At 41.0% G+C, this 26540-nt stretch carries 28 protein-coding genes, 1 pseudogene and 1 riboswitch; of the genes and pseudogenes, 5 read left to right on the forward strand and 24 right to left on the reverse strand.

Annotation, left to right across the window (positions count from 1 at the left end; genetic code table 11):
• Positions 1-39: 39 nt before the first annotated feature.
• The 4 genes from I585_RS02740 to I585_RS02755 form a co-directional block, all read right to left on the reverse strand.
• Positions 40-906 carry an arginase family protein gene (locus I585_RS02740; protein WP_010739503.1) on the reverse strand — a complete coding sequence of 289 codons (867 nt, stop codon included), beginning with the start codon at positions 904-906 and terminating at the stop codon, positions 40-42.
• A 164-nt stretch (positions 907-1070) separates the two neighbouring features.
• Complete coding sequence (locus I585_RS02745; RefSeq protein ID WP_010739504.1) at positions 1071-1289, reverse strand: hypothetical protein; 219 nt, start codon at positions 1287-1289, stop codon at positions 1071-1073.
• Positions 1270-1545 carry a hypothetical protein gene (locus I585_RS02750; protein WP_010739505.1) on the reverse strand — a complete coding sequence of 92 codons (276 nt, stop codon included), beginning with the start codon at positions 1543-1545 and terminating at the stop codon, positions 1270-1272. Before I585_RS02750 ends, I585_RS02745 begins: the two co-directional genes overlap by 20 nt.
• A gap of 215 nt (positions 1546-1760) precedes the next feature.
• A complete protein-coding gene (locus tag I585_RS02755) occupies positions 1761-4031 on the reverse strand; it encodes an ATP-binding cassette domain-containing protein (protein WP_010739506.1) in 2271 nt (756 codons plus the stop codon).
• Positions 4032-4200: 169 nt separating this feature from the next.
• Between I585_RS02755 and I585_RS02760 the strand changes: the two genes are divergently transcribed.
• Positions 4201-4647: a hypothetical protein gene (locus I585_RS02760; protein WP_010739507.1), complete on the forward strand. Its 447-nt coding sequence runs from the start codon at positions 4201-4203 to the stop codon at positions 4645-4647.
• 45 nt (positions 4648-4692) lie between these two features.
• Here the strand turns inward: I585_RS02760 and grdD are convergent, their stop codons facing one another.
• The 11 genes from grdD to I585_RS02825 all read right to left on the reverse strand — a co-directional run bounded on the left by grdD (position 4693) and on the right by I585_RS02825 (position 14447).
• The gene (gene grdD / locus I585_RS02765) at positions 4693-5850 is read right to left on the reverse strand and encodes a glycine/sarcosine/betaine reductase complex component C subunit alpha (protein ID WP_010739508.1); all 1158 of its coding nucleotides are present in this window, start codon (positions 5848-5850) and stop codon (positions 4693-4695) included.
• A gap of 10 nt (positions 5851-5860) precedes the next feature.
• Positions 5861-7396, reverse strand: coding sequence for a glycine/sarcosine/betaine reductase complex component C subunit beta (gene grdC, locus I585_RS02770; protein WP_010739509.1), 1536 nt, complete (start codon positions 7394-7396; stop codon positions 5861-5863).
• Between the two features lie 11 nt (positions 7397-7407).
• Positions 7408-7731, reverse strand: coding sequence for a thioredoxin TrxA (gene trxA, locus I585_RS02775; protein WP_010739510.1), 324 nt, complete (start codon positions 7729-7731; stop codon positions 7408-7410).
• On the reverse strand, positions 7728-8696 hold the full coding sequence (locus tag I585_RS02780) for an NAD(P)/FAD-dependent oxidoreductase (protein ID WP_010739511.1): 969 nt from the start codon (positions 8694-8696) through the stop codon (positions 7728-7730). Before I585_RS02780 ends, trxA begins: the two co-directional genes overlap by 4 nt.
• Before the next feature lie 84 nt (positions 8697-8780).
• Positions 8781-10082, reverse strand: a complete 1302-nt coding sequence (gene grdB, locus I585_RS02790) for a glycine reductase complex selenoprotein B (RefSeq protein ID WP_081631748.1) — start codon at positions 10080-10082, stop codon at positions 8781-8783.
• 18 nt (positions 10083-10100) lie between these two features.
• A complete protein-coding gene (gene grdA / locus I585_RS02795; protein WP_081631749.1) occupies positions 10101-10574 on the reverse strand; it encodes a glycine/sarcosine/betaine reductase complex selenoprotein A in 474 nt (157 codons plus the stop codon).
• Positions 10575-10597: 23 nt separating this feature from the next.
• Positions 10598-11884 carry a glycine/sarcosine/betaine reductase component B subunit gene (locus I585_RS02805; RefSeq protein ID WP_010739516.1) on the reverse strand — a complete coding sequence of 429 codons (1287 nt, stop codon included), beginning with the start codon at positions 11882-11884 and terminating at the stop codon, positions 10598-10600.
• A 40-nt stretch (positions 11885-11924) separates the two neighbouring features.
• Complete coding sequence (locus I585_RS02810) at positions 11925-12311, reverse strand: GrdX family protein (protein WP_010739517.1); 387 nt, start codon at positions 12309-12311, stop codon at positions 11925-11927.
• 172 nt (positions 12312-12483) lie between these two features.
• Positions 12484-12589, reverse strand: a riboswitch (glycine riboswitch).
• 267 nt (positions 12590-12856) lie between these two features.
• Positions 12857-13387 carry a DUF2922 domain-containing protein gene (locus I585_RS02815; RefSeq protein WP_010739518.1) on the reverse strand — a complete coding sequence of 177 codons (531 nt, stop codon included), beginning with the start codon at positions 13385-13387 and terminating at the stop codon, positions 12857-12859.
• A 40-nt stretch (positions 13388-13427) separates the two neighbouring features.
• A complete protein-coding gene (locus I585_RS02820) occupies positions 13428-13811 on the reverse strand; it encodes a hypothetical protein (RefSeq protein WP_010739519.1) in 384 nt (127 codons plus the stop codon).
• A gap of 225 nt (positions 13812-14036) precedes the next feature.
• A complete protein-coding gene (locus I585_RS02825; protein WP_010739520.1) occupies positions 14037-14447 on the reverse strand; it encodes a MarR family winged helix-turn-helix transcriptional regulator in 411 nt (136 codons plus the stop codon).
• A 151-nt stretch (positions 14448-14598) separates the two neighbouring features.
• On the opposite strand from I585_RS02825, the gene I585_RS02830 reads away from it, so the two are divergent.
• The gene (locus tag I585_RS02830; RefSeq protein WP_010739521.1) at positions 14599-15300 is read left to right on the forward strand and encodes an SDR family NAD(P)-dependent oxidoreductase; all 702 of its coding nucleotides are present in this window, start codon (positions 14599-14601) and stop codon (positions 15298-15300) included.
• A gap of 117 nt (positions 15301-15417) precedes the next feature.
• Entirely contained in the window at positions 15418-16107 is a 690-nt protein-coding gene (locus I585_RS02835) for a DUF1003 domain-containing protein (RefSeq protein ID WP_010739522.1), read from the forward strand.
• Between the two features lie 59 nt (positions 16108-16166).
• Here the strand turns inward: I585_RS02835 and I585_RS02840 are convergent, their stop codons facing one another.
• Positions 16167-17072 carry a helix-turn-helix transcriptional regulator gene (locus I585_RS02840; RefSeq protein ID WP_010739523.1) on the reverse strand — a complete coding sequence of 302 codons (906 nt, stop codon included), beginning with the start codon at positions 17070-17072 and terminating at the stop codon, positions 16167-16169.
• 94 nt (positions 17073-17166) lie between these two features.
• Between I585_RS02840 and I585_RS02845 the strand changes: the two genes are divergently transcribed.
• Entirely contained in the window at positions 17167-18405 is a 1239-nt protein-coding gene (locus I585_RS02845; RefSeq protein WP_010739524.1) for an MFS transporter, read from the forward strand.
• A gap of 100 nt (positions 18406-18505) precedes the next feature.
• Here I585_RS02845 and I585_RS02855 read toward each other — a convergent pair whose 3' ends face one another.
• The 6 genes from I585_RS02855 to I585_RS02880 all read right to left on the reverse strand — a co-directional run bounded on the left by I585_RS02855 (position 18506) and on the right by I585_RS02880 (position 23428).
• On the reverse strand, positions 18506-19441 hold the full coding sequence (locus I585_RS02855; protein WP_010739525.1) for a phosphotransferase family protein: 936 nt from the start codon (positions 19439-19441) through the stop codon (positions 18506-18508).
• Complete coding sequence (locus tag I585_RS22835; RefSeq protein WP_010739526.1) at positions 19434-20807, reverse strand: GNAT family N-acetyltransferase; 1374 nt, start codon at positions 20805-20807, stop codon at positions 19434-19436. The genes I585_RS02855 and I585_RS22835 overlap by 8 nt, the downstream gene beginning before the upstream one ends.
• A gap of 124 nt (positions 20808-20931) precedes the next feature.
• Entirely contained in the window at positions 20932-21453 is a 522-nt protein-coding gene (locus I585_RS02865) for a PadR family transcriptional regulator (RefSeq protein ID WP_010739527.1), read from the reverse strand.
• Between the two features lie 17 nt (positions 21454-21470).
• A complete protein-coding gene (locus tag I585_RS02870) occupies positions 21471-22313 on the reverse strand; it encodes a sialate O-acetylesterase (RefSeq protein WP_010739528.1) in 843 nt (280 codons plus the stop codon).
• Positions 22314-22467: 154 nt separating this feature from the next.
• Positions 22468-22803: a hypothetical protein gene (locus I585_RS02875; RefSeq protein ID WP_010739529.1), complete on the reverse strand. Its 336-nt coding sequence runs from the start codon at positions 22801-22803 to the stop codon at positions 22468-22470.
• A gap of 157 nt (positions 22804-22960) precedes the next feature.
• Positions 22961-23428: a PTS sugar transporter subunit IIA gene (locus I585_RS02880; RefSeq protein WP_010739530.1), complete on the reverse strand. Its 468-nt coding sequence runs from the start codon at positions 23426-23428 to the stop codon at positions 22961-22963.
• Positions 23429-23549: 121 nt separating this feature from the next.
• Between I585_RS02880 and I585_RS02885 the strand changes: the two genes are divergently transcribed.
• Complete coding sequence (locus tag I585_RS02885; RefSeq protein WP_010739531.1) at positions 23550-24272, forward strand: MurR/RpiR family transcriptional regulator; 723 nt, start codon at positions 23550-23552, stop codon at positions 24270-24272.
• On the opposite strand, the gene I585_RS02890 is transcribed toward I585_RS02885, so the two are convergent.
• Together I585_RS02890 and I585_RS02895 are read right to left on the reverse strand one after the other, a co-directional pair.
• A complete protein-coding gene (locus I585_RS02890; protein ID WP_010739532.1) occupies positions 24273-25649 on the reverse strand; it encodes a gluconokinase in 1377 nt (458 codons plus the stop codon).
• A pseudogene (locus I585_RS02895) lies at positions 25646-26492 on the reverse strand (NADP(+)-dependent, decarboxylating phosphogluconate dehydrogenase). Before I585_RS02895 ends, I585_RS02890 begins: the two are co-directional and overlap by 4 nt.
• Positions 26493-26540: the final 48 nt, after the last annotated feature.

Here is a 26540-nt window from a genome sequence, read left to right on the forward strand (position 1 = left end):
ATTTCGTAACAAAAAAAGTCAGCACTCGCTGACTTTTTTCTATTCACTAAATATTTCTACGCTCTCTAACGTTCTCCGCAGATTTATCGCATCCCACGGTAAATGTTCGCCAATGCTGAAACCGACAATCTCAGTTTTTTCGGAAACATCCTGAATGATTCGTCCGATTTGATCCAGTGTCATCGTTCCGATCGGCGCTGGGAATTTTTCTAGGTCTAAGTAAGGCTTGCCCGGATTGATCGAGCGGAAATCCTGCGGCGATAAAACATCCAAATCAAAATGAATCGCCAACTGTTTGAACTGATTCTGATTGATCCACTCGATAAGTAATTGACTATCTTCAGCAAGTTCGGCCGGTGTTAGATATTTCATTTTCAAATCATCGACCTGATGATCACATGGGCGGAGCTCCTCGTATTTGAGTCCCGCCAGCATAATCTGCTCGACTTTGAATGGATGTTGAACTTTTTCCGAAAACTGCGGTGCTCCATGTCCTAACAAATTACCTAACACCATCATATGGCCTCGCGTACTATCCTTGATCGTTGACATATCCGAGTGGGCATCTAGCCAAAGGATACCCAATGATTCAGGATACCTTCCGTGTAAATAATCAAAAGGCGCCTGGGATATGGAGCAATCCCCTCCTAAAGTAATCACTTTCTCTGGTGCCTTTTCTGCTAAAATCCGCTCAGCTTCTGCCAATTGTTCTAACAGTCCGCTTTCACCGATCACGCCATTTTCCAGCGGCAATTCTTGCGAAAAATCTTTCTCAACTGTAACTCGAATTGTTTCGGCCTTATTGCTTTGCGGCACGATATGACTCAATAGCTCGGAGCCAAAAACATAGTTTGGATTGTTTCCTCCTTGCCATTGGGGAAATACCAATCTGAGTGTTTTGCTCATAGAACGTTCCTCCTTCATGCTAACTCCATTGGGACATTGAAAAAATTTCAAACCGATACACCACTAATTAGCTTAAGTATACTAATTTTCAATCGGCCGAGGCAATCGTTCTTGAGGAGATATTTGATCTCATACGTATAGATCCGTAAACGGCAAAAAAAGGACTAGCAATCTAGTCCTAATTCTTCATGTACATATAAAAACATCTCTTCGTTTTCGTCTATCAAGTTATAAAAGTAGTTAAGCTGCTCTTCTTTTCTAGCTGCAACGAAGGCCTCCTGCAAGTCCATGCATTTTTGGATGGCGAAAATCCAGATATCTGCGATGAACTCATCACACATCTTTTGATGAATGATGTTGAGATTAAAAGTATTCACTGGCATATTCTTCCACCTCCTGTCTTTCCTGCTCAGACCGAAAGATGATGACTAGCCCTTTGGTGTCCGCTGATAATACCATATCAGCGCCTTTGATTTCATTACCGTATCTCAAGGCATGATAATATAACTGGTCCACACTCCAGCCTTTCGCCGCAAGCGTAACCATTTCTAAACACAATTTATCTACTTCTGCTTCAACGTCTGGTGTTGCATACACCATCATGGGTGCGTAGCAACAGATGTTTTTCAATCGATCCATCACGATCATCCCCTTTTAAGTATAACAAAAAACAACACCCATTTATTGCCATTATTGCTTCAACAACTTTTAAAAAATAAAAGAAAACACATGGAGCTTACTCTCCGTTGAGCTTTCAGCTTTTAAATAATAATAAATCTAAACTATTCTTTTTATTAATATTTTGTGCTGAATTCAAATCTGAACTGACTACGCCAAAAAAATCTCCTGCTGAATCAGCAGGAGATGGAATGTTCGATTAATTCACTACTTTTTTTCAAATATTCACCAGTAATCGTTCCACTCTTCAACAAATCCTCGGGAACGCCGCTAAATACAACTTCGCCGCCCTTCACACCGCCATCTGGTCCAATATCAATGACCCAATCAGCTTGCTTGATGATTTCGCTGTGGTGTTCGATGATAATCAAGGTATTCCCTTTTTCTACCATTCGTTGGAACAACGCGTTCAGCTTCTTGATATCTGACAGATGCAGTCCGGTGGTTGGCTCGTCCAAAACAAACACGGATTCATTCTGTGTGATCGCTTTAGTCAGCTTCAAGCGCTGACGTTCACCGCCCGAAAGAGTCGTCAATGTGCGGCCGATCGGTAAATAAGTTAGACCCGTATCGATCATCGCCTGCAGTTTCTCAATCATTTTTTTACTGCCGATCCCATGATAGAATTCCTGCAGCTCTTTAGGAGTTTTCGCCAATACCTCTAAAATTGTACATCCTTTCAGCTTGTAGCTGAGCGCTTCATCAGAGAAGCGTGTGCCGCCGCATGCCTCACACTCATTCACGATCGGGTCCATGAAGACCAGCTCGACAACGGTCTCCCCTTTTCCATGACAAACTGGACAGGCTCCTGTTGAGTTGAAACTGAACATGCCGACCGGAACTTGATTTGCTTTGCCGAAGGTACGTCGAATTTCGTCATAGATCCCCAGATAAGTCGCTGGAGTTGCTCGATTCGTTGCCTTGATTGGTGCTTGATTGATGATGGAAATCTCGTTGGGGTACTGTTCTGGCAGGATTTTTGTGATTAAAGTCGATTTTCCTGAACCGGCCACGCCGGTAACTACTGTTAAGACATGTTTGGGAATGTCCACCGTCACATTTTTCAAATTGTGCAAGTTCGCTTCATTGATCGTCATTTTTTCTTGCCAACTACGGGGATGAGTATTGATTGGCAATGTCTGACAAATTTCTTTTCCTGTTAAGCTGTCTGACCGCAGCAAGGAAGGATAATCTCCGCGAAAGATGATCTCTCCGCCTTGTTTGCCCGCTAACGGACCAATGTCGATCACTTCATCCGCCACCGCAATCACATCTGGATCATGTTCCACAACAAAAACAGTATTTTCTTTGTCTCGTAAATCTTGCAGCAGTCGATTGATTCGAGAAACATCGCGCGCATGCATCCCGGTACTAGGTTCATCAAAAATATAAAACATTCCATTCAAGGCACTGCCCATATATTTCACTAATTTTACTCGCTGGGCCTCACCACCTGACAAGGTGGGAGTCTGCCGATCTAGCTGCAGGTAATCGAGCCCAATATCGATCAAGCGCTGAACTTGTCGCTTGATTTCACTGATCACCTCGTTCACTTCCGGATAATCTAAATCATTTAGAAACTGAAGCAGTTCGTTCATATCCATTTCCACACAATCCGCAATCGAACGACCGTCGATTTTTACCGACAGCGCTTCTTTGTTCAAACGGCGCCCTTCACAATCTGGACACGGTGCTTCAAACAATAATTCTTTTAATTTTTCTTCATACATTTTACTGTGACCAGACAAGTCGCGCTTCAAAATAATCCGTTCGTAGTTCCGACAAATCCCTTCAAGCTTCGGGTTGACTGGTGTAAGTGCTTGTTCTGGATGTCCATATACTAATTGATTCCATTGGGAAGTGGTCAATTCTTTAAGCGGTTGATCATTATCAAAGAAGTCCGCCGCTGCGTACTGTTTCCAATACCAATTTCCAACGGCATAGCGCGTGTCTAACACAGCTCCTTGATTCCAAGATTTTTCGCGGTCGATCAATTTGTCTACATTAATTTGATTGACCCGACCTAAACCAGAACACTTTTGACACATTCCTTGAGGATTGTTGAAAGAAAATTGACCGGCTGACCCAATCTGAGGCTGACCTACGCGTGAGTATAATAACCGTAATAAAGAATAGGTTTCGGTGATCGTTCCGACAGTTGAACGTTGATTTCCGCCTAGCGGAGTTTGATCGATCACAATTGCCGGATTCAAATTTTCAATCCGTTCCGCTTTCGGTTTGAGGAACTTAGGCATCCGATTCCTTACGAATGCGGAGTAGTTCGCATTCATTTGCCGCTGCGCTTCCGCCGCGATCGTGTCAAAGACCAAACTGGACTTTCCTGAACCTGACACGCCTGTAAACACAATCAGCTGGTTCTTTTCGATCTCTAATGAGAGATGCTGCAGATTGTTTTGTGTGAGACCGATTAATCTTAGTGGTTTCATCTAAATTCCCCCTTACCTATCCAGTCTAAAGTCTTCCGCAACTGGAGAGTCAAGGAGAATTCTGCCTCTTTTTAATTCTTTTTTTATAGAATGGTCCCTAAGTTGGATGGCTTTTTTGCTTTTTCCTACTATAATTAATTAAAACCTGTTACATATAGAAAGGTCGTCTATGAAAAATTATCGCATCGGATTTTCTCCCATCGGGTTATTGACCGTCTGCTTAGTCATGCTTCCAAATCTTTTGTTTCTTTTTATTACGCCTCCAAACAATGTTTTGAGTCAAAATGAATCGAGTTTCTGGCTCTGGAACCTATTGGAAAACGTTGGTCGTTTCGGAATGATGGGCTCACTTTGCTTTATTTTGAATCGAACACCTGCACGGAAGAATAGCGTTTTGACTATGAGTGCATTGGGTTCATTAATCCTTTATTTTGTGCTTTGGGGCTTTTATTTTGCCGGAATTTCTAATGGTCTGATGCTGGTTGGTTTGGCGGTTTTCCCCTCGATCTTTTTCCTGCTGACTGCTTGGAAACTGCGAAATCCCTTTGCACTTTCTTTCGTGGCACTTTTTGCATTGACTCATATCACAATAACCGCCAGCAATTTTTTATTTTAATTTTTCGCACAAAGAAACCGGCCCATTGGATAAGCCGGTTTCTTTTTATAAATATTTGGCTGTTTTCAATTCTGCTTGTGCAGCTGCTAAATTCTTCTCATTGACTAATACAATCGGTCCTGTACAGCCCATTCCGCTTTCAGCATAAATATCTGCTTCCCACAAAACTTTGACCGCATCCTCCAGCTCCATGATCTCGATTCCAGCAATCTCGCTAGTGACAATTTCCTTTGGTGGCGGCTCGATCTCTTTGACTTCTGTCGTTGGCACTGCGCTCAACTCCAGACAAATTGGCTTCAAACCCGCTTGATCTGCTTTTTGATATTCAGTCTGACTGATTTTTCCAAGTTTCCCCTTCGCGAGTTCATACGCATATTCCAACGCATTAGTAATCACTGGTGCACCACTAGCACGAGAAATAATGCAGATGTTGCGTTCATAATTCCGACCGAGCCCTGGCCCATAGCCCGCACCGACAGTCTCATAATTTCCGCCGCTCGAATAGGCTGAGAAAAGCTTCATCAAAAGATTGCCTGTTAGACTATCACAGACCACGACATCGACGCTGCCTAAAGGTAAATCGTTGCCGCGTAGAACTTTGCCGCCGTCCTCCCGTTGACTTTCACCAAAAACAAGCTCATACCCGTTTTCTTGCAAAGTAGTCAACGAACGTTCAACCGTTTTTGCACCTTCAATATTCAAAATACCGATTGTCGGTTGCTGGATACCGCAGGCCTTCGCAGCAGCGATACCATTAATAGCATTCAGCACCATCGCTTCATTTCGAATACCGCTAGTTGTCCCAGTTGTAGTTGCAATAAAAAGCTCACGTCCCAATGCAGGTGTCACTACCTTGCCAACCGTGGAAACGCCGATCGGGAAGTTATAATGCAGCGTCACACAGCCTTGCAGTTCGCCGCTGTCCAACAGCTCTTCCATCAGCTCAGCAGAATCCTTCTGACAATCAGTCGTTGAATAATGATCAAAATCGGTTACCCAGTCGACGTCCTTTCCAATTAAAACCAAATCAAATAGGTTCTTTTGTTTAATTGCATAGGCTGCTTGTTTCATGACTTCTGTGCCTAATTCACTGCCGTCAATGGTCAAACCGATCTTGATTCTTGATTCCATTCGTCCCGTTTCTAAACTAGTCGCCAAATCTTCAAAAACCTTTTTTACCGTTTGTTTTACTTGATCAGACATAGCTCCACCTCTATTCTGCTGAAAGATTGGCAGCGAAACTTCTCAATGCCTGCGCAACTTCTCGCTTCACCAGCTCTTCTAAATCTTGCTGATTCTCATCTGCAACCTTGCCGTTGTTGCGCTCCATCAAAATCGACACACCATCAAACAAGTTGGTCATCCGCCCTAAGAAAAGTGAACCTTTCCCAACGATCATCGCGCGATTTTTGTCGCCGCTGACTAAGTCTTCTGCCGCAAAACCTAAATACGGAATGCCGCTCGGAATATGACCCTGGGTTGGTGCCCAACCGACAAGCGCCTTTTCATTAACAAAAGCCATCAGATCTTTTTTCTCGATATCCTTACGTAATACTCCGATCGCCCCGATCATTTTCAGATTGGCCAACGGTACATCGCCGGCACCAGCTGGTTTAGTGATATCGGGATTTTGCATTTCGACAGAATAGACATCCACATCTTTGATCGTTAATTGGGCTTTTTCTAAAATACTTCCGATCAACGCAGTGGTGACTGCTTGCGGGCTCGATCCGCTGCCAACTTCATGTTTACCAGTCAAATCATGGCGTAAAATTGGACTTACTCCATCATTTTCACTGATCAAGGCCGCAAAACCGCCCAAAACATCTTCTAAAATCGGCAACCCCTTACCGACATGGGATTTACCGTTCATACCTAATTTAGCGGTTGCCCCGCCTGCTACAAGTACGACATTTTTGTGAGTACCTGCTGCTACTAATGAAGCCGCAGTGATCAACGCATGAGTCGGTCCGGCACAGAAACTGCGAATGTCTGAACCAGTCGCGTGTTCGCATCCGCATAATTCAGCGATGGACTTGGCAAAATTTCCGCCGCCCCGCTGATTCATATCTCCGCAAGCTTCCTCACTGCATTCAATTACGTAATCAATCTCTTTTGGGTCAAGCTGGTGTTTAGCGATTAATTGCCGTAACGCTAAGACTCCGCTAGCCTTCACCACTAGATTTTCCAGCATCACATGCGCATTCAAATTCACGTCGATTTGATGTGCTGGGCTCACACCGCCAACTAGCTGGCGGTCATAATACAGACCTTCTGCATGATTTTCGGCCAGATCCTTTTCGATCCAGGCTAACGGTTTGCCCGCTTTGATTTTTTCCACGTCATCCTTGAACAAAGGATGGTTGCTTAACGCCTCGCGAACTTTTGCCGCAAAACTTTCTTCCAGATGAACCAGTTCAAACACATCAACAATCTGCAACAAACCGTAAAATTCCAATTCCGGCATGATCTCGCCGAATTTGCCTTCACGTTTACCTTCGATTGATTGATTGACCCACGGTTGTGGAATTTCTTTTAATTCATGATAGTCCATGTTTCCAATAAAAGTCTGATTAGGCGCATAATTGACTACTTCCTCAAAGCTGCGCAGGTTATCGTACAGATTCGCCAAATATGGACTATCTGGTGTCGTGATCTTTTCAGTTGTTTGGGTCGTGCCATTATGTTCGATCATATCTGGTGTATGAACTAAAACATAGCTCGCCCCGCGTAAAGTCGAATAGTTCATGGGCATTCTCCCTAAATGTATTTCTGAATCATTTCTTCAATGGATTCTTTGGTACAGTCATCTTTCGCTACTTCGTCAACTTTTTCACCATTTTGGTAAATTGAGATAACCGGTAATCCTAGTATTTTATGCTGAATACAGAAGCGGCGTACTTTTTTCTGTGATGTGTTGAACTTCGTAAAACGGATTTTATCGCCATATTGTGCATATAGTTCTTCCACATCAGGCATCAAAGCCAAACAATTTTCACAGGTTTCTCCCCACCAGTCTACTAAGACTGGTTTGGCTTGCTCTGTAACTTCGGCAGCAAAATTATCAACAGTTAATTCAATCATGTTGTTGGTACCTCCCTTTTGATTTTCTCCACATATTTTTGTGCTGAGAACGCGGCAATTGCCCCGTCACCAGTAGCTGTAACGACCTGACGCAGCACTTTTGGCCGCATATCTCCTGCCGCAAAAACACCGGGAATTTGCGTGCACATCGCTTCATCAGTAATTATATAGCCGTAATCATTCAATGGAATTTTTCCTTGGTAAAGTTGCGTACTCGGTACATTGCCGATAAAGACAAAGATCCCAAATAGCCCATCGTCTTCATCCGCTTCAAAACGGGTTAATTCATCTGTCTCTGTATTACGGATAGTCATCGCCTCTACCATGCCGTCGCCTTCGATACTTTCCACGACTGAATCAAAAATATACTCGATCTTGTCATTGGCTTTCGCTTGCTCAACCGCAATCGCATCAGCGGTCAGATCGCTCAAGTTTTGAATGATCGTTACTTTACGTGCAAAGGTCGTAATGAACATCGCTTCCTCGACCGCTGAATTTCCGCCGCCGATTACAAATACTTCCATATCTTCAAAAAAGGCACCGTCGCATGTCGCACAATAAGAAACACCTTTTCCTGCCAGCTCACGTTCCCCAGTACAACCGATCTCTCTTGGAAATGCACCATTGGCACAAATCACCGCATGGGATTCGAAAACGCTACCATCTTTACACGTTATTTTTTTGACCGTTCCTTCTAATTCCAAATCGGTAACTTCTTTACGTAATTGAATCTCCGCACCAAACTGCTGGGCCTGATCCGCCATTCGTTTGATCAATTCCGGACCAGAGGTTTCTTCTTCGCTCATCTTGATCGATCCTGGAAAATTAGCGATTTCATGTGTGGAAACAATTTGTCCGCCTAATTTTGTTTTTTCTAAGAGCAACACCTTCAACCGTGCTCTTGCATTGTATAGAGCTGCCGTTAAGCCGGCTGGCCCGCCGCCGATAATAATCACATCGTACATATCCTTAAGCTCCTCCCATAAATAAGAAAATACTTTTTTCCGTTCTAAGTTGCCTGAATGAACACTCACTCAGGCAACCATCAATTATTCAAATACGGTTTGTTCGTCCACTGGAGTCGTCATTGCCTTCAACGCATTTTCAACAATCCCGCGACGAAGTTTTTTCTCTTCCTTCAAGCTTAGGTTTGGATTTCCTAGTGGATGAGGAATCGCAATAGCTGGGACGATTCGATTGGCTCCAACTGTTTGCGAAATTGGAACTACTGTACAGATATGAACTACAGGTAGACCGGTTTTCTCAATTTCTTTTACCATCGTTGCACCGCAACGAGTACAGGTTCCTCAGGTGGATGTCAAAATGACAGCATCGACACCATCTGCTAGTAATTTTTGAGCGATTTCGGCCGCGTATTTCTTGGCATTCGCAACAGCCGTTCCATTTCCGACTGTTGTGTAGAAATAATTGTGCAGGCTGCCGATCAGCCCTTCTTGTTCCATCTCTCTCACTATATCTAATGGCAATACTCGGTTTGGATCTTGGTTTGCATAAACAGGGTCATACCCACCGTGAGCCGTTTCATAAGAATCCGCAGACAAAGTATCAATATTCTCGATTGAATACGTTCCATACTTTGAAGCACTGCTGGATTCGATACGATCTGGATTGCCTTTAGGAACAATTCCACCAGAAGTCACAAGCGCAATTCTCGCTTTAGATAGATCACTTATCGCTGTGGCTGGCGCGACGTTATCAAATTCAGGCATAGGAAATTCGGTCGTAAATTCTTGGTCATTCACTTTCTTAACCAGCATCTCCACGGCTCGTGCTGAACCGCGTTTTTCATCCTGAAAATTTTTCCGATAACGAACAAAGTAGTTATCTGCTTCTGGTGAAACCTGTTCCTTTCTCAACAATTTCAACGCGAGATTTGCAATCACAGGCACTGCTTTTCTCATACCTGCCGCGCTATTTCTAGTCGGCACGATATAGGCACCCTTTTTGTACATTTCTACTCCAGGGTTTTCTTCGTACATCCCGGTCACAGCCGGAATGCCAAGCTCAGTCATGACCGCTTGAGCTACTTCGCCACAAGCGATTCCATAACGGCCGGCATTAAACGCGGGGCCTGCAACAACAATATCTGGTTCAAATTGTTTGATACGATCTAATACATCCTTTTTGGCACTATCCAAGTTCTCATTAAAGAAACTATCGCCGCACACAACGGTGCCGATGATTTCTGCTTCATCGCCAAATGAATTCATGTAAGCAAGACCTGGTCCTACTACTTTGGCTTCTGAAAATGGTTGGATATCCGCCTTTTCTTCACCACCGATTCCAGCATAAAACTGGTTGATGTAGTGAACAACTTTAAACTTAGTCATAAGACGCTCCTTTACTAATTAATATTTGGAGTATTGATTCCTCATTTCCGACACCTCTTCAATGATGTCATCAACATCTAAAACCATTTCCATCATGCCGATTTGCTCTTCAAAAACATCTGGGTCGACAACTTCTTTAAATTCTGGCTCTACAGCGTGATATACAGCTAAACCTAGCTGTTCATTGGTTAATGGACCGGCATACGTAGGGTCTCCGTTCGTTACAGTTTCAGCAGCTAAACCAGCTGCTTCTCCTTCGGCAGCACCGATCAGAACAATAACATTCTCTGCTCCGAAGTTTTCTGCTGCTTCTTTTACTCTACGTTGATTTTCTAAGTCCATTGCCCCAGCGGCCGTTCAGACGAAACATTCTGTGGATGAGAATATTACTTCTGAACCAGTACCCTCGATACAAGCTTCAATTGCTTGTCCTGGAATACCGTCACGGTCGCCGATCACTAAGACTTTTTTATTTTTAAAATCTAAAGTCATTAGTATTTCCTCCCTATTTAATTTTAAACGCCTTTTGCAGACATTTTGTTAAAACCTAGTTCATTGGTTGCACCGGTAATTGCCTGGATTTCAACTTCAATCGTGCCATCGTCTTTCAAGCTGCCATCAAAGCCGCCTGCGATCACATCGAAATAATCTAATTGTCCGATCAAGCGATCCATTTTTGGTAATCGGATCGTTTCATTGGCATTTCCGCCAGTTACTACAGCAGTTGCTAATTTATCCGCATCCGCCAACGACTGACTAGCCCCGTCTCTTCCAGCATATTCATCTGTTACAATCACTGTTTTGATGCCTTTTTCTTCGACCTTCTTACAGTTCATGATCAAGTCCGTATCCGGATTTCCGAATCCTTCTTGAGAAATGATCACTCCATCTAAGCCTAAATACTCAGTTAATTTCGCAACAAAGTCACTTGAACGATGTTTGTCTTTCAAATAAACCGTTTCGTTCGTAACAATCACACCTAAGAAATTGATTTCTTTGCCATGTTGCTTGTACAAGTCTGCGATTACCGGATTATTCAAATGGTGATAAGTCGTATTCTTATCACAGGCAGACACACAGTTTCCGCTGATGATTGCCCCATCCATCACCTCTGTTGGGTACAATATCGTTGGCACAATGTGCTTTGCATCTGTTCCATACACATACGTGTCATGAAGCAGCCCTTGTGTTTGGAGCATGTAGACATACCCTATTTTAGGCAGATCCGGATATTGCTGAATCTGTTGTAAAAGCGGCAGTGTCTCAAATGTTTCAATCTGATCCGGCACAACCGCTTCCCCAAATTTGCCGATATAATCAGCCGTTTTTAAGCCCGCAAAGCGAGCCGCTTCTTCGTAAAGATGCGGATCAAGTCCTTCTTGCGGTTTTAAAACTAAACAGATTTCCAGCAATTGTGAAAATGGGGTCAGTTCAGAACCCGGACCCTGCATATCCACAATACCTTCTTGAAATCCGACAATTTTTCCAACCGTCATGACGGCACAGCCCTTCAATACATGCGTCCGGCCGCTGCCAACAATATCCACTTTATTGATTACCCCGGGAAAAATACCTGTTGTTGAATCAACTTTACACCTTGGTTCGATTACATCTTTGACTGGTGTAATGCGAACGCTATCCCCCGGTTTGGCGATTTCGATCACGCAATCTGCCAGACGATCATCGGTTAAAACTAATTCTTTGATTTTCGCTGGATCAAGATAAAGCGTGCCCCCCTCAATCTTTTCTTCTTCGCCTAAGACAACTTCCTTGATTTCGATGTTTCCAATTTCGAGTTTCATTTATTCACCTCAGTTCTGATTGGTTGCAAATCGTTGAACGCTACCTCAGCACCTCCATTCTGTCCAACGTGCTTTGCGCGATATAAAAATCTACGAAGGCAAAATCCTTCAACACCGCTAAGGACCAATTAGGGCGTTGTTTATTTTTGATAAATTTTTCGTAGACCGCTATCGCTGATTCAATATATTCTAAACTCTCAATATCGATGTATTGAGAAGTGGTCTCTGTGACAAAAATTGTTTTGTAATAGGTTTCATTTGGTTTGATGCTGCCGCTTAAAGGATGAGAGAGCAAAACAACATGCTTTTCGATAATTTGCTGCTTTACCTCAACCAGCACTTCACCGTAAGAGCCGTCAATAAAGCTGAGAAGACTGGCTTGATTGATCTTTTCTTTAACCATTGGATTGTTTGTTATAATAATCATCTGCTCACCGCCTGTATTGTGTTTTATTTCACATGGCGTTTATCAATTAAACCTCTGATTCACAAAAAAGAGGACAACAGCACACTGTGCCGCTGTCCTCTGTCACTAGCCTGAAAGATTCGCTCTATTTCTAGAGTTTGCTTCTTCGGCGCATTTCTGCTCTTCAGAGTTCAATCCAATTACGGTCCATTTACCTGAGATGTTCACTGTAAAATCAGCATGTCTCACAGCTTATACCTTCGGTGGCAGATTCATCTGCACTCTCCCGCAATCTTCACTTTATTTGAAAACGCTTTCTACAAATTGATAGTAACAAGTTCGCTTGAAAAATACAACCCGATTTTCTTCTTATTTTCGATAAAATGGGGTAAAGCTTTTTGGTTCGACAACAGAAACAATTAAATTCGAACTGTTATTTTTAAATTATTGATAGATTTCGGGTAAACAACTCATGGCAAAGTAAATAGACCGGACAATTCCTCCGCTTCTGTTCTCCTCAAAATTTACCTAACTCGTTATTTTCCTCAATAGATTCCTAGTAATAATTATTGATCAGTGTTAACTTTCACTACCATTACTATCTTTGCAGGATCGACGGCTTCATCAAAATAAATATCTTCAAGCGTTCCACCTTCTGGCATAACCGCCAATACTAGTGATAGTGTCTGTTCCTCATTTATCTCATTAGGATCTATCCCCGCAGGTAATTCAAATCTTTGTTCTATAATACCTGACTGGATGATTCTCTCTTCTACCGTTATTTCACGAAGAAGTTCTGCCGAATTCGCTTCGGAGTCCGTTATTTGCGAGGTTGATCGCTCTGATTCTGTTCCGGTATCGGGCAATGACGGCTCTTTTGATTTATCAAATATTGGTGTTACCGTTCTTTCGACAAATTTTGCGCTGACAACATCTTGAAATAAGCCAACACCGTCCTTTTCGAATAGGTTGATCGCCGAGAGCTTTTCTAACGAGGTTTTGATTTCCTCAGGCGATCTATTCGGGTCAGCATTCTTCATGCGCCAACGATGCTTCTTATCAGCACTATTTTTAAAAGTTGCGGCGAGACTCAACATAGTATTCCCTCCTTCCATTTCAAATTTGCTTTTCTATCTGTCATGAACCTGCCAGACTAGCTAGTGGTTCCTTAATAAACTGCGTAAATAACTTTTCTAGTTTTTCTACTACGAAAGAGAGCGTTGTAAATAGACGCGCTGTTAACAGCCGCCATTCTTTTTCAGCAAAGTACTCTTTAAAATATATATAGTAACGGCGTAAAGCACGCGTTGATTTTGTTTTTAAAAATAGATGTCTTACTAAATCCTTGCGGAAGAATGAGAAATCATCTTCACTTAATTCATCACGCACTTGAAGCGCTATCAAAATTTTAATTGTTGAATTTTCATCACGGGTTTCTTCATAATAGTTCATCATTCTTTTTTCCAACGTAGCTCTTTTTAGCGAGAATAGCTGTTGCGGTGTAAAGGGTTGATTGCTCATTTCATTCTTCCTTTCTTGAATTTACTTGTGAATATGCTTTGACTATAATCCTCGAAAATAACCATTGTCAAACGAGTTTAATCATTAAAAGTAACATTCACAAATGAGCAAGCCTTGGTAATACAATACTTACAGACATAAATTAACTATACTTTTTCTTTTTTTGCTTTTATCTTTAAAAATAAAAAAATTCCGGCACTATATCTCGTACCAGAACTTCACACTTTATTGAATTTTCTTGAGTAATTGCTTCAGCTGCTGCTGTTCTTCTTCTTCAAGAGAACTCGTGATTTGATTTTCCAAGTCACGGAAAATTTGTTGAATTTCCTTAATCAAATCCTGTCCCTTTTCCGTCAAATATAGCTTTTTCTGCCGCTCATTATCCGCAGGAATTTCGCGATAAATGTATGCCTGTTTTTCCAGTGTCTTCAAAATATTTGTGACTGTCGCATCTTGCTTACCTAAATATACAGCCAATTTTTTTTGAATCGTTCCTGATGAATTCGCAATAAAATTAAGGGTCCTTGCCTGATGCGTAGTTAGCCCAATCTCCTTCAACCTTGTTTCGATATACTTTTGCTGCATAAGCCCTGCTTGATAAAGATTCTCCGATAAATTATCTGCGTTTGTCTTCACTGCCAACACCCCTTCTTGCCTATCATAACATAAATCGAGCATCATTACTTTTATATACAACAGTTTTATTGACAAATATCACTTCAAGGCGTATGATGCAGATAAAGTTGTAACTACAAGTTTTAATTTGCTATAGAAAGTTGGAAAACAAATGAAAGAACGAATCGTTTTAGTTACAGGCGGAAGTACCGGATTAGGCCATACTGCAGCAAATCGGCTAAAAAAATTGGGTTATCACGTCTATATTTCTTCTCGCAATGAAGAAAAGGCGGCAAAAGCAGCCGCTGAGATTGGTGTTTCTTATATCGCATTAGATGTTACTGATGAGGCCTCAGTAATTGCGGCCGCTGAAGCTATCAATGCCAAAGAAGGTCGTCTCGATATACTGATTAACAATGCTGGAATTCCCGGCGGTTATGCAGCTCCTGCAGATATCGACGCAGAAACAATGCGGCATGTGTTTGAAACAAATGTTTTTGGTTTAGTTTCTGTTACCCATTACTTCATAGACCTATTGAGTCAATCAGATTTTCCCGTTATTGTGAATGTCAGCAGCGGTCTAGGTTCCTTCGGTCAAGTTCAAAATCCTGATAAAATCGAATCTAAAGTTAATTCTTTAGCCTACAGTTCTTCGAAAGCTGCCGTTTCTATGTTAACTGTTCAATATGCAAAAGGACTACCCAATATAAAAATTAACGCCGTTGACCCTGGTCCTACCAAAACCGGCGACAACTTCAGCAATGGTATGCAGACTTTGGAAGAAGGTTCTGATGCGATCGTAAAATTAGCAACCATCGATGAAAATGGCCCCACAGGCGGCTTCTTCAATCGCGAAGGCGTCATTCCTTGGTAATAATTCAATAAAAATGATCTCAATTGAGACCATCTTTTTTGTTTTGAATTTACAAGCATCTAAATCATCAATGCTTCAAACACATGCTATGATTAATAAAAAAAGCAGGTGATTCCTTTGACAGAAGATCGCTCAGAAAAACTTTGTAAGATTTCGCAGCTTGATAAGGCGCTTCAAACCTTTATCTTGAAATCAGATGGGCAATTAAGTCAACAGTCGCTGATCTCTTACACAAGTCTTTTGAATTTTCGGATTCAATACCTCAGCCAACAGTTAAAAAAAGAAGATACCGCTTCAAAACAATTTGATCATGAACTGAAACATAAGATTCGAACCGAACATGCCCATACCCAAAATGTGAACGACGCTCTGAAATCAAAAGAAACAGTTGGTCAAAGAGTCGCCGACGGCATCGCAAAATTTGGCGGAAGCTGGACTTTTATTATTTTGTTTATTTTAGTGCTAATTGCCTGGATCATTCTAAATACCCTACCGTTATTTTTCGAGCCTTTCGACAAATTCCCTTATATCTTATTGAACTTAGCACTCTCTTGTTTGGCTGCGATTCAAGCACCCATTATCTTGATGAGTCAAAATCGTCAGGCTGATCGTGACCGTGTTGAGGCAGATAATGACTACGAAATAAATTTGAAATCCGAAGTCGAGATTCACCTGCTCCATGAAAAAATCAACTATCTGATGGATACAAAATGGCAGCACTTGATCGAGCTGCAACAGCTCCAAATTGAACTTTTGCAAGAACTGACAGCAGAACAACAACATGCTAAACAGACACAAGAAGAGTAGAAAAACTGCTAAACACCCATTAAAGAGAGTGTTTAGCAGTTTTTTAACTATCAAATGGATCAATAATTTTCCAAAACCTTTTCGATTTCCTTACGCATTCTCACCTTCATATATTCTGGTTCAAGAATTTCAACATGCTTGCCAAAAGACAGTAAATGCCTGACTAGCCAATCATTATCCGCGTATTCGTAAGTCACGTGAAAATAGCCTTCTTGGTCCACAGTCATGCACGACTCATCATATTCATCAAATAAGCGATAAGAAATTTCCGGAGAAAATTTCAGCACAAAGGGAATCATCTGATAGTGATCTTCATAATTGGTCTTTATTGTTGTATCTTTGGGCGCCGCGCGTACAAATTTTTCGTCCAGCAATGTTAAATTCTTTATGCGGGATGCACGGAATAAACGAAAATCCAGTATATACTGACAGTAAGCTTGAACGTACCAAGCGTTATTTTTAAAGATCAGGCGAACAGGTTCAACGGTTCGTTTATTCTGCTTAAGTTCTGAAGTAAAATAGTCGAAGGTCGCAACATTTTTATTGATAATTGCGTATTGCAGCTGAGAAAATTTCTCTTTTTCTTTCTCTTGACTGCCAAAAGAAGAAAAATCAATCTCCAACCAATCAAAACGTTCATTGGAACTAAAAAGAACATCCACTTTATCCAGCAGCATCTCTGTATTGGGGATTTTGGTCGCTTTTAGCAGTTGTAATCCGTGAAGAATTTTTTCCTGCTCTTCCTGCGAGAAGACTGTTTTGTTGATCGTGTACTGCTCCATGATCCCCACTCCGCCTTTTCTGCCCTTCAATGTAAAAATCGGAATATTCGCCATTGAAAGTGTATCGATGTCTCTAATAATCGTTCGTTTTGACACCGCGAAATAATCCGCCAACTCCTGCGTCGTTATTTTTTCTCTACGGATCAATAAAAAAATCATTTTCAATAAACGTTCTACCTGCACCTAAAGACCTCCTTCAAATAAATACTTATTAGTGACAGCTAGCTGTCACCATTTCTTTTCTATAGTTAAGTATACATTATTCAAGGAGGCTGTTATGAAGCATCAGACAAACAATTTTTATTCAAAAGATTTTTTGATTTTAATTTTAGGACAGATCATCTCACTTTTTGGAAATGCTATTCTGCGATTTTCGATTCCTTTGTATTTATTGTCTAGCAGCGGTTCAACCATTGCTTTCAGTCTAAATCTTGCTATTTCCGTTTTACCGATTGTTTTTCTTAGTCCGATTAATGGTTTAATTGCTGATTTATTTCCTAAACGAAACACGATGATTCTATTAGATTTAACGACTTCGTTGATTGCATTATCTGGACTTTTCGTTTTAAAAAGCGCTCAGCCTTTTTTTCTTTTTACAATAATTACTCTATTGCTCTCAATTATTCAAGCAATCTATCAGCCAACCGTTTTATCTAGTATTCCGCTTTTGATTCCTAAAAGGGCAGTCGGTAAAGCCAACGCGCTAGTCAATCAAGTACAGTCTCTAGCGAATATCATTGGACCAACCTTAGGCGGCATTCTATTTCATTCTTTTGGAATTCAATCCATTATTGTGCTGGCAATTATCAGTTTTGCTGTTTCAGCACTGGTTGAATGCTTTATGCAAATTCCCAAGTTGGGAATAAAAAAAGGCAATTCATTGTTTCGTACAATCAAAGAAGATATGCTCGCCTGTTTTGACTTTTTTAAACATAAAAGAATTCTTTTAGAGATTTCTTTGCTGGTAACAACCTTCAATTTATTTTTTGAATCAATGTTACTCATTGGCATCCCTCAGATTATTTTAAATCTGCTGCATTTAGATAGTACCTTTTACGGTCTGACACAAGCCGCCCAATCACTTGGCGCGCTTGCAGGCGGCCTGATCCTAACGATTTTTATTGATCGATTTCAAATAGCTCGCAGTTATTGGTTTTTCGCAAGTACCTTGCTATTTCTCTTGCCGATTCCGATCGTGATGCTTTTGAAGCTTCCAGCTATTTCCATAGCCGCTGTCATCTGTCTTTGCTGCTTTCTTTTTATGATATCCAGCACGATTTTTAGTATTATGATGATCAGTTTTATTCAGTCGATCACACCACATCACTTAATGGGTAAAATTATCTCCTACGTTTATGCATTAACGACTTGTGCGCGGCCGGTTGGCCAACTAATCTATGGTTATCTTTTTGAGGCTTATTCCAATTACGCGGCGTTTATCTTCTTCGCGACTATCTTGATGAATGTCTTCGTTTCATTTTACGCGAAAAAAATTCTATCAAAAATAAGAACTTAAAATCATAAAGAGTATTCCCTTTAATTTCTTACGATTCATTTTTGCTAGATAATAAAAAGACTAACGAACGTCTCCTGTTACGAAAACGTACGTTAGTCTTTTAAAGGTAATCAATCGTTTTGTCTTCCAACAGAATATTCTCTTCATAGCCCTTCAACCCTTGTTGAATCTCGGCGACACTATCTTCGAACAGTTCCGTCATACCAAACTCTTGGCCTAAATAAATATTTTCAAGCTGATTATAAAAATCAACAAATCCCAATTTCTTTTGTATTTCGCTTGGATCAATCTCACAAGCGATCATAAGCTTTTGGACAAATTCTTGATCGAACCCTTCCTCGTAATCAAACATGAGACAGACGAATTCCATATCACGATCATAAATCGCCACATCGCCAAAATCGATCAGTCCGCAAATTTGATTGGTTGCTTGATCGTAATACACATTACTCGCACCAAAATCATTGTGAATCAAACATTTTTGGTAGTGAAAATCCTGTTGTAATATTCTCCGATATACCTCATCAATTTCTAGTTGGACAGATTTAGGAAGTAGCGGATAAGCCGCTTGCTTAATCACTTTGTACTCATATGCTGCCTTAGTTTTTTTATCTACTTCGAGACCTTCGATTGATTCCGGCAATTTTATCCCATGTAGCGTCTTGAAAAAAGCAGCCAGTTCTTTGTTCAAGTTCTCTTTTTCTTCAGTTGTTAGTGATTGTAAAATATCAGCGGTTAACGGGACACCGTTGATTTTTTCATGACCAACAAATTCTAATTGATGCTTTCTATTGGACTCACCCACAAAGCAAATTTCAGGAACCTTCAATGGGACTTGGTCTTTTATTTCTCGTAAAACCACCGCTTCTTTATACAAGTTTCTAGCCGCTCGGGTATGTCGGGGAAATTTGAAAACATAGGACTGATTGAGTAAAAATGCGTCACTATCGAACCCCGAGCCTAGAAATTCAAAATTTTCGATCACTAAATCAGGATAAACTTTTTCGATTGCTGCTTGAGCTTCTAACTTATTCATTGGTCACCTCGTCTTTTAAGTCTAATTGCAAATACAATACTTCGAAAGGTAAATGGTCAAACTGTTTGGAGCAGACAATCTCATAGCCATTTTTCTGATACCATTTTTTTAATCGTCGATTCTCTTTAATGATTCCGATATCAATCTGTTCTATTCGATCTTCAGCTGCGATCTTCCGTGCCTTGTCCAAAATGAATTCTCCGTATTGGTTACCTCGCTCACTTGGAACCACAGCTACTTTTTCCAAGGTTGCCTGATACCCATCATGATAAACCAGCTCAAAAAATCCGATCATCTTCTTACCAAGGTACACACCGAAAAGCTGCTGTCCCTTGTCCAAATCGATTTTTAAATGTTTTGCTTGTGTAAAAGCACCGTTCGTCGGACAATTATCCAGCGTCAGGTCAAAGTCATTCGCCACCGTGGCAAAGCTTTCTCGAATAACCTGCGCAGCCGTTGCTAACTCAGCATTTCCGATCCGTTTTATCCGTACTTTTTTGGAAAACAGCTGATCACTATTGAATAGGATCAGTCCTGCTAAAATAATTATTCCGCCGACGATCGTTGATACTTCGGGAAACTCCTTGGCAATCACCAAGCCTAAAACCGTCGTAAGTAATGGCGTCACATACATATAGTTGCTGACGGATGCCACATTCTCCGCTACCTCAAAAGCTTTCGTCCAAGAAACGTAAGCAATCGCACTGGAAAAAATCCCCATAATTAAAACAAGAATAATTATCTGCATCGAGATCCCCTGCACCTCATTGATGGTTCGCGGTAGAAAAATCGCCAGCATGATCGTGCCCGCAAAAATACTCATCATCGTACTTTGAATCGCAGAATATTTTTGAACCAGTTTTTTTTGTAGTAAATTGTAGGCAGCTAACAAAATCGCAGCCAAGAAAAGCCAATTTAATCCATTACTGATCGTAAATCCTTTATTCACTATTGTGATGATCATAACCCCTAGAAAAGAAACGCCTGTGGCAATCCATTGTTTTGTCGTTATTTTTTCTTTATAGACAAAACGTGAAAGCAAAGCGGTAATCATCGGAACTGTTGCGACGATTACACTGCTGGTCGCCGCATTCACCTCTTTGACACCCTTATTAAACGCGATCATGTAAAGAAAAAAACCGGTCGCTCCCGTCAAAACGATCAGACCCAGATCTTTGCTCTCAACCTTGCGCAGCTTTAGTAATGGTATGAGGCAAATCAAAACGAGGGAGGCGATCAAATAGCGTAGAAAACCTAGGGCTTCTGAAGATAATTCCTGCATCACTAATCGCGATAAAACAAATGCTAAGGACCAACAGATAATTGTAATGATGGCATAGACATGGAAGCTTCTCTCTTTTTTCATTTTTGGCCCGCCTTTCTTATCAACTTCTCATGAATCAACCATACAGGAAAACACAACTCACGACTACTGCAAAAATAGAAAATGCAGAAACAATTTAAAAAAACTCACGAGAAATTCTCGCGAGTTATTGTTTGTAATCAGTTAATTGCTCCTGAAACCATTCGAGATTGACCTCATGATGCCGCTTTGAATTTTCCATCATTTTGACAAAATTCGGCCGCAGTTGATCAGGAGACGTTAATGCCAGTTCGATTAGATGAATTTTTTCTTGCGTTTGCTGGATTTGTTTCTTCAGCAATTGTTCCATTTCTTCAGTGCTCACTTGATCAACAAAAAGCATTGGAGTATAAAAGGGAAAAGTGATTGGTTCGTTCTTACTGCCATATTGCACGAATCGCCGTTCAAACTCCTTTTCTCCTAGCTCGGTAAGTGTATAGCGATTTTTTTCCTTTTCGACGAGTCCCTGTTCGATCAATATTTTCTGAATCATTCCCTTTTCTTCTAGCTGCTGCAGATTGTAATAGAATGACCCTTTGGTAAATTTCACAAAATATTGAAAATAATTAGCTTCCATATCAGAAAGCAACTCATAGCCATAGGAAGCGGGCTTCTCTTTCAGCAAACCTAAAATTAAGAGTGGGATCATTTTTTCACCTCAATCATTTACTTAGCGATCTCTGCAAATTTTTCCATGAACGTCTGATAATCAATCTTTCCAAGGGCGAAATCACGACTCAATAAATAAATTCTTTCATTTTTGGTCGTTTCTCTGCCATAAATTTTGCTTAATCTTTCGTCTTCATCGCCTAATGCATGAGAGATATTTGCTTTCTTTGTAAAAGCCTCGTAATAACGGATACCAAACTGGCGTTGTGATTCAGCATTGATATGGATGCCATCCGGGTTCGAGGATAGGTTTTCTGCGCTGACTAGATAACAATTTTCTTCTTCCGCGACTACTTTAGCCATTTCACGATTGATTTCTTTAAATTCTGTCGCGCTCAAGCCAAAACCGCTTTTACCTAAAAAGTCCGGCAATTCTCCAACAATGATCGGCACATCCGGCAAGCCTAATTCGTTCCGAAAAAAATCAAATACAGCTTTCAATTTTTCAGCATACACCGAATGCTTTCCATTTAAACTGTCATTTTCTCCTTGATGCCATAAAATGCCGATTAGTTCACTTGTCTCCATCGCAAATTTAGCCTCGGCGATCGCGTGGCGCGCCAGCATTTGATCTGCGCCCCATTCGTCAATCGAGCTGCCGCCTTCCGCACAGGGAATCAATCCAAGTTTTTCTTCTGGATGATCTTGTGCCCAAGCCGCCGCAAATGATGCCGCTGGTCCAACACCCGCAACTTCACGGTCAAAATGGATCGGTTCGGCCATCATTTGCCAGCGTCCGTTTCGCAGCATTTCAATATTTTCGTTATAAATTGCTGGAACGTCGCTTAAATAACCGCGTCCAGCCATATTAGATTGTCCAATTAATAGTAGTGATTTCATTTTCTGCACCTCAATTTCTTTGCTTGCTAAACTATAGTCCAATTAGACTATAGTGTCAATTTTTTTAAATTAAAAAAAGCCTTTCTAGATTGAAAGACTTGTTAAAAAAGATTTTTATGTCGTATTTTGATTAAATTAATTTCGGTACATGCTATTAGTTTAGTAAAAAAAGAACCAATACCATGCTATTTCCTAAAGCCGTCAATAGCGGTCCGATCATTTTAAAGGTGCTTATTTTTATTCCGATAATTCCGTCAAAAAGTTGGACACCAATCATAATGATTGAGACAGCTATCAAATATGGATTTGAATGAATAATTAAAAGTCCGATCGCCGTCAAAAACAAAGATAAACTTCTTGATACTGCATATTTAGCAGTGATAATCGCTTCACTAAGTTGTTGTTTAGCCTTTAGAAATGCTTCAATCGAAAAACCTAAACTTACACCGGCACTAATTAGTGTAAAAATTGCACAAAGATAATAGAACATAGTGTCATTTTTTCCTCCTTACTAGAAATTGATTTCTTAAATCTTAACACAAATACAACTAGTGAAGCAGGCGTGACTCTTATTATTTCCACTCCTTAAAAGGATAGTATGCTCAAAAAAACTTCCATAAATTTGGAAGTTCTCAAAATTGATGATTTTACTTTAAAACCGCCGCGATTTCTCCAATCTGTTTTTCCCCAGGATTGATGACCACTTCTTTGTTCTGCATTTCAGGAAAAACTACGATTACGATACTATCCTTTTTATTTTCTGCCAAAAAAGCTAAATCAACTTGGACTAATGGATCCCCTGCTTTTACTTTTTGTCCCTCATGGATCGTTGAACTAAAACCATCACCGTTCAATTCTACCGTGTCCAATCCAATATGGATCAAGATATCCAATCCGTCCTCCGCTTCCAGTGTCAATGCGTGTAATGACGGAAAGATGGATTTGATCGTCCCTTTAATTGGGGCGCAGATCTTGCCATCCGATGGTTTAACCGCAAAGCCTTCCCCCATCATCTTGTCTCTAAAAACTGGATCATTTACCTCTTTTAAATCTACTACTACTCCATTTACTGGTGTATGGATCTCGCTGCTTTTGTTCTTAAATAAACCAAACATTTGTTAGACTCCCTTCTAGATTGTTTAAAATGACTACTCAATATACCGCTGACTTTTTTTCATTACTGTTAGTGTATAATACAAAAGTAAGGGTTTTATTATTTTGCTTAGGGGTGTAGAAATGGATCTAGAATTAGTGACTAAAGGGAAACAATTATCAGATAACGACCGCACAATCTTAACGTATCTAGCCGCTCACGTAAATGAGTTAGACGGAGTTTCGCTGAGAAAGATTGCGGCAACATTGTATACTTCGCCTGCGACGATTGTTCGATTGGCACAAAAACTAGATTTTTCTGGTTACTTAGAGCTGTTCTACTTTTTGAAAAACCAATACCAGCCCCACAACCAACTCGTGGAAGCAACCGTAGATATTTCTATTCCGACTGAAAAGATTGCCCCTTCGATTCTAAATATGAAAAAGATTTATCAAGAAAATCAAGGCAAATTCATTACTATCTACGCTACCGGCTTTTCAAGTATTGTCGCTGAATATTTGTACAAAAAACTGCTAGTCAATGGGATCAAAACGCTTTTCGTTAACGCCGCTGATTCTTCAGGCATCATTAATAACAATGCCGATAATATCAGTATGCTGATCGTCATTTCTAAATCCGGCGAGACGCAAAAGGTTATTGAAAAAATGCACTTTTCCCAAGAACGACAGATTCCAACGATTTTATTTACTGGTAACAGCCAGTCAAGGGCCACTGAAGCTGCGACGATCATCTTCGAAGTGGCTGATGAACGTCCCTTAGATAGTCAAAATATCAAATACAACAGCTTCTTCGGAAAATTGATGCTGTTGATGGAATATATCGTGCAAGAATTTACCCAGAGCTGATTACTCAAAATAATGATTAGCGATCTGCTTATACGCCTCTTGTTGATTTAAATTTGGGAGATACGCCTGCTGAATTTCTTCCGCCATCATTTCAGGTTGTTCTAATAGATAGTACAAACCAAAAATCGGTTCATTTTGCGGTGCATAGTAGCAAGCATTCCCAAAGACATCGGCGGCTAGCTGCCCTAATGCTGGTGTTTGAAAGAAACCGCCGCTGACCGACAACTCCTGATCGCTTGCGACAAGTTTTACCAGTTGACGAACATTTAACAAAACGCCCTCGATCACACTGCGGATCATATCCATTCGCGTATGCTCCAAGGTCAGATCATAGAAACCGCCTTTGATCTCATTGCTCCAGTAAGGCGCGCGTTCTCCATTTAAGTACGGCCAAAACCGCAGCCCCTTCGCTCCCGCCTCTGTTTGTGCCAATAAATCAGGCAGCATCGAGTAGAATTCCGCTGGATGTTCAGCCAAATGATTGGCCGCCCAGGCTAAAATGACTCCGCCATTATTCGAAGGAGCTCCGCTCACCAGCAAATCCTCTTTTAAATAGTAACAAAAGTTTTGTTTTTCCTGATCCAGCTGAGCAGTTTTCGTGATTTGACGAACCGCCGCACTCGTCCCGATTGTCAGACTGGCGGTTCTGCCCGTAGAATAGTAGCTGGCATAAGCAGCCAAAGTCCCATCACTCGCTCCAATAGTCACTTGAATATCCGAAGAAAAACCAAATAATCTGCGGATAGCCGGCAGCATCTCAAAAGATTGGTCGGTATCAACTGCCGTAGCTAACTGTTCTACGCTAATCCCAAGATAGTCTAGGATTTCATTACTCCATTGTTTTTTCCGTAAATCAAACAATCCCGTAGCCGATGCCGTGGCGTAATCAATCGTTGATGTCCCTGTAAAAAAGCTCATCACCAATTCTTTAAGTCCGTACCATTTTGTTTCCTCTGGATAGCGTTTTATCTCTTGGAAATAGAGCAGCTTCGCAAATGGAGACATGGCATGAATCGGTGTTCCAGAGACTTCATAAAAGTGAGCAGCTAAGCTGGTTTGCTTAAATGGTTCAATGACCTCTGCCGCTTGCAGATCCGACCACAGGAAAATTTGCTTCGTTTCATTATCCGGCATCAAACTATGCATCGCCGTACTAAAACTAAGCCTCATGATTTTTTTTCGCAGACCTGCCGGAATAGCCAAAATACCCGCCTGTAAAATGGTCAAAAGTTCATTTCCGTCTTGATACTTAATCCGCTCATCGCCATAAGTTTGAAGCGGCAGCTCACTTGTATAAAGCAGCTCATTTTCTTCAATTACCCCCAGCTTAATCGCGGTTGTTCCAATATCGATTCCTAAAAAAACTGACAAAATCATTCATCCTTTACAAAGGCGTGTCCGCCAAACTGATTGCGCAATAATGCGACAAGTTTCTCACTTATCTTATCACAATCCTCTGAAGCAAAGCGCGTCATAAGTGACTGAGTGATCACCGGCAGATTAACTTTCAGCCGCAACGCTTCCTCTACCGTCCATTTTCCTTCCCCAGATGACGGAATCACTCCAGCGATTTCTGTCATATCCAGACGTTCTTGATATACTTTTTCAGTCAGTTCCATCAACCACGAACGAATCACTGATCCATGATTAAAAACCTGAGCGACTTCCTCCAGCTGATAATCATATGGACTATGATGCAGTAAATTGAAGCCTTCACCGATTGCCTGCATCATGCCGTATTCGATTCCATTATGAACCATCTTAAGATAATGTCCGCTTCCTGCCGATCCGCTGTAAATACATCCTTTATCAACGCATAAATCAGTAAACAACGGCTTTAATTTTTCAAAAATAATTTGTTCACCCCCGACCATCATACACGCGCCATTTTTCGCTCCTGCAACACCACCAGATGTCCCGACATCGATAAAATGAATGCCCCGCTTCAATCACTATATCCCCCGCACTCAAATGATTGGCGACCTCAACTACCATCTTATTCGTCAAAATCCCTGCCGGCAACATTAGCCAAACGATCTGCTGCGTATTGTTGTTCGTTAAGAGACTCTTGATATCGGTATAAAAAGTCCCACCCATTTTTGAGAAAGTTTTCCCAGTCTCGGGATTAATATCAAATCCTTTTACCTGATGCTGATGCCTCAATAGATTTTCAGCGATCCCCATTCCCATTTTTCCTAAGCCGATCATTGCGATCTCCATCATTATTCCTCCTGATTTTTTAGAAAAAGGGATTGTAACGACAATGAT

It is taken from the genome of Enterococcus malodoratus ATCC 43197, assembly GCF_000407185.1.
Classification (GTDB): Bacteria; Bacillota; Bacilli; order Lactobacillales; family Enterococcaceae; genus Enterococcus_A; species Enterococcus_A malodoratus.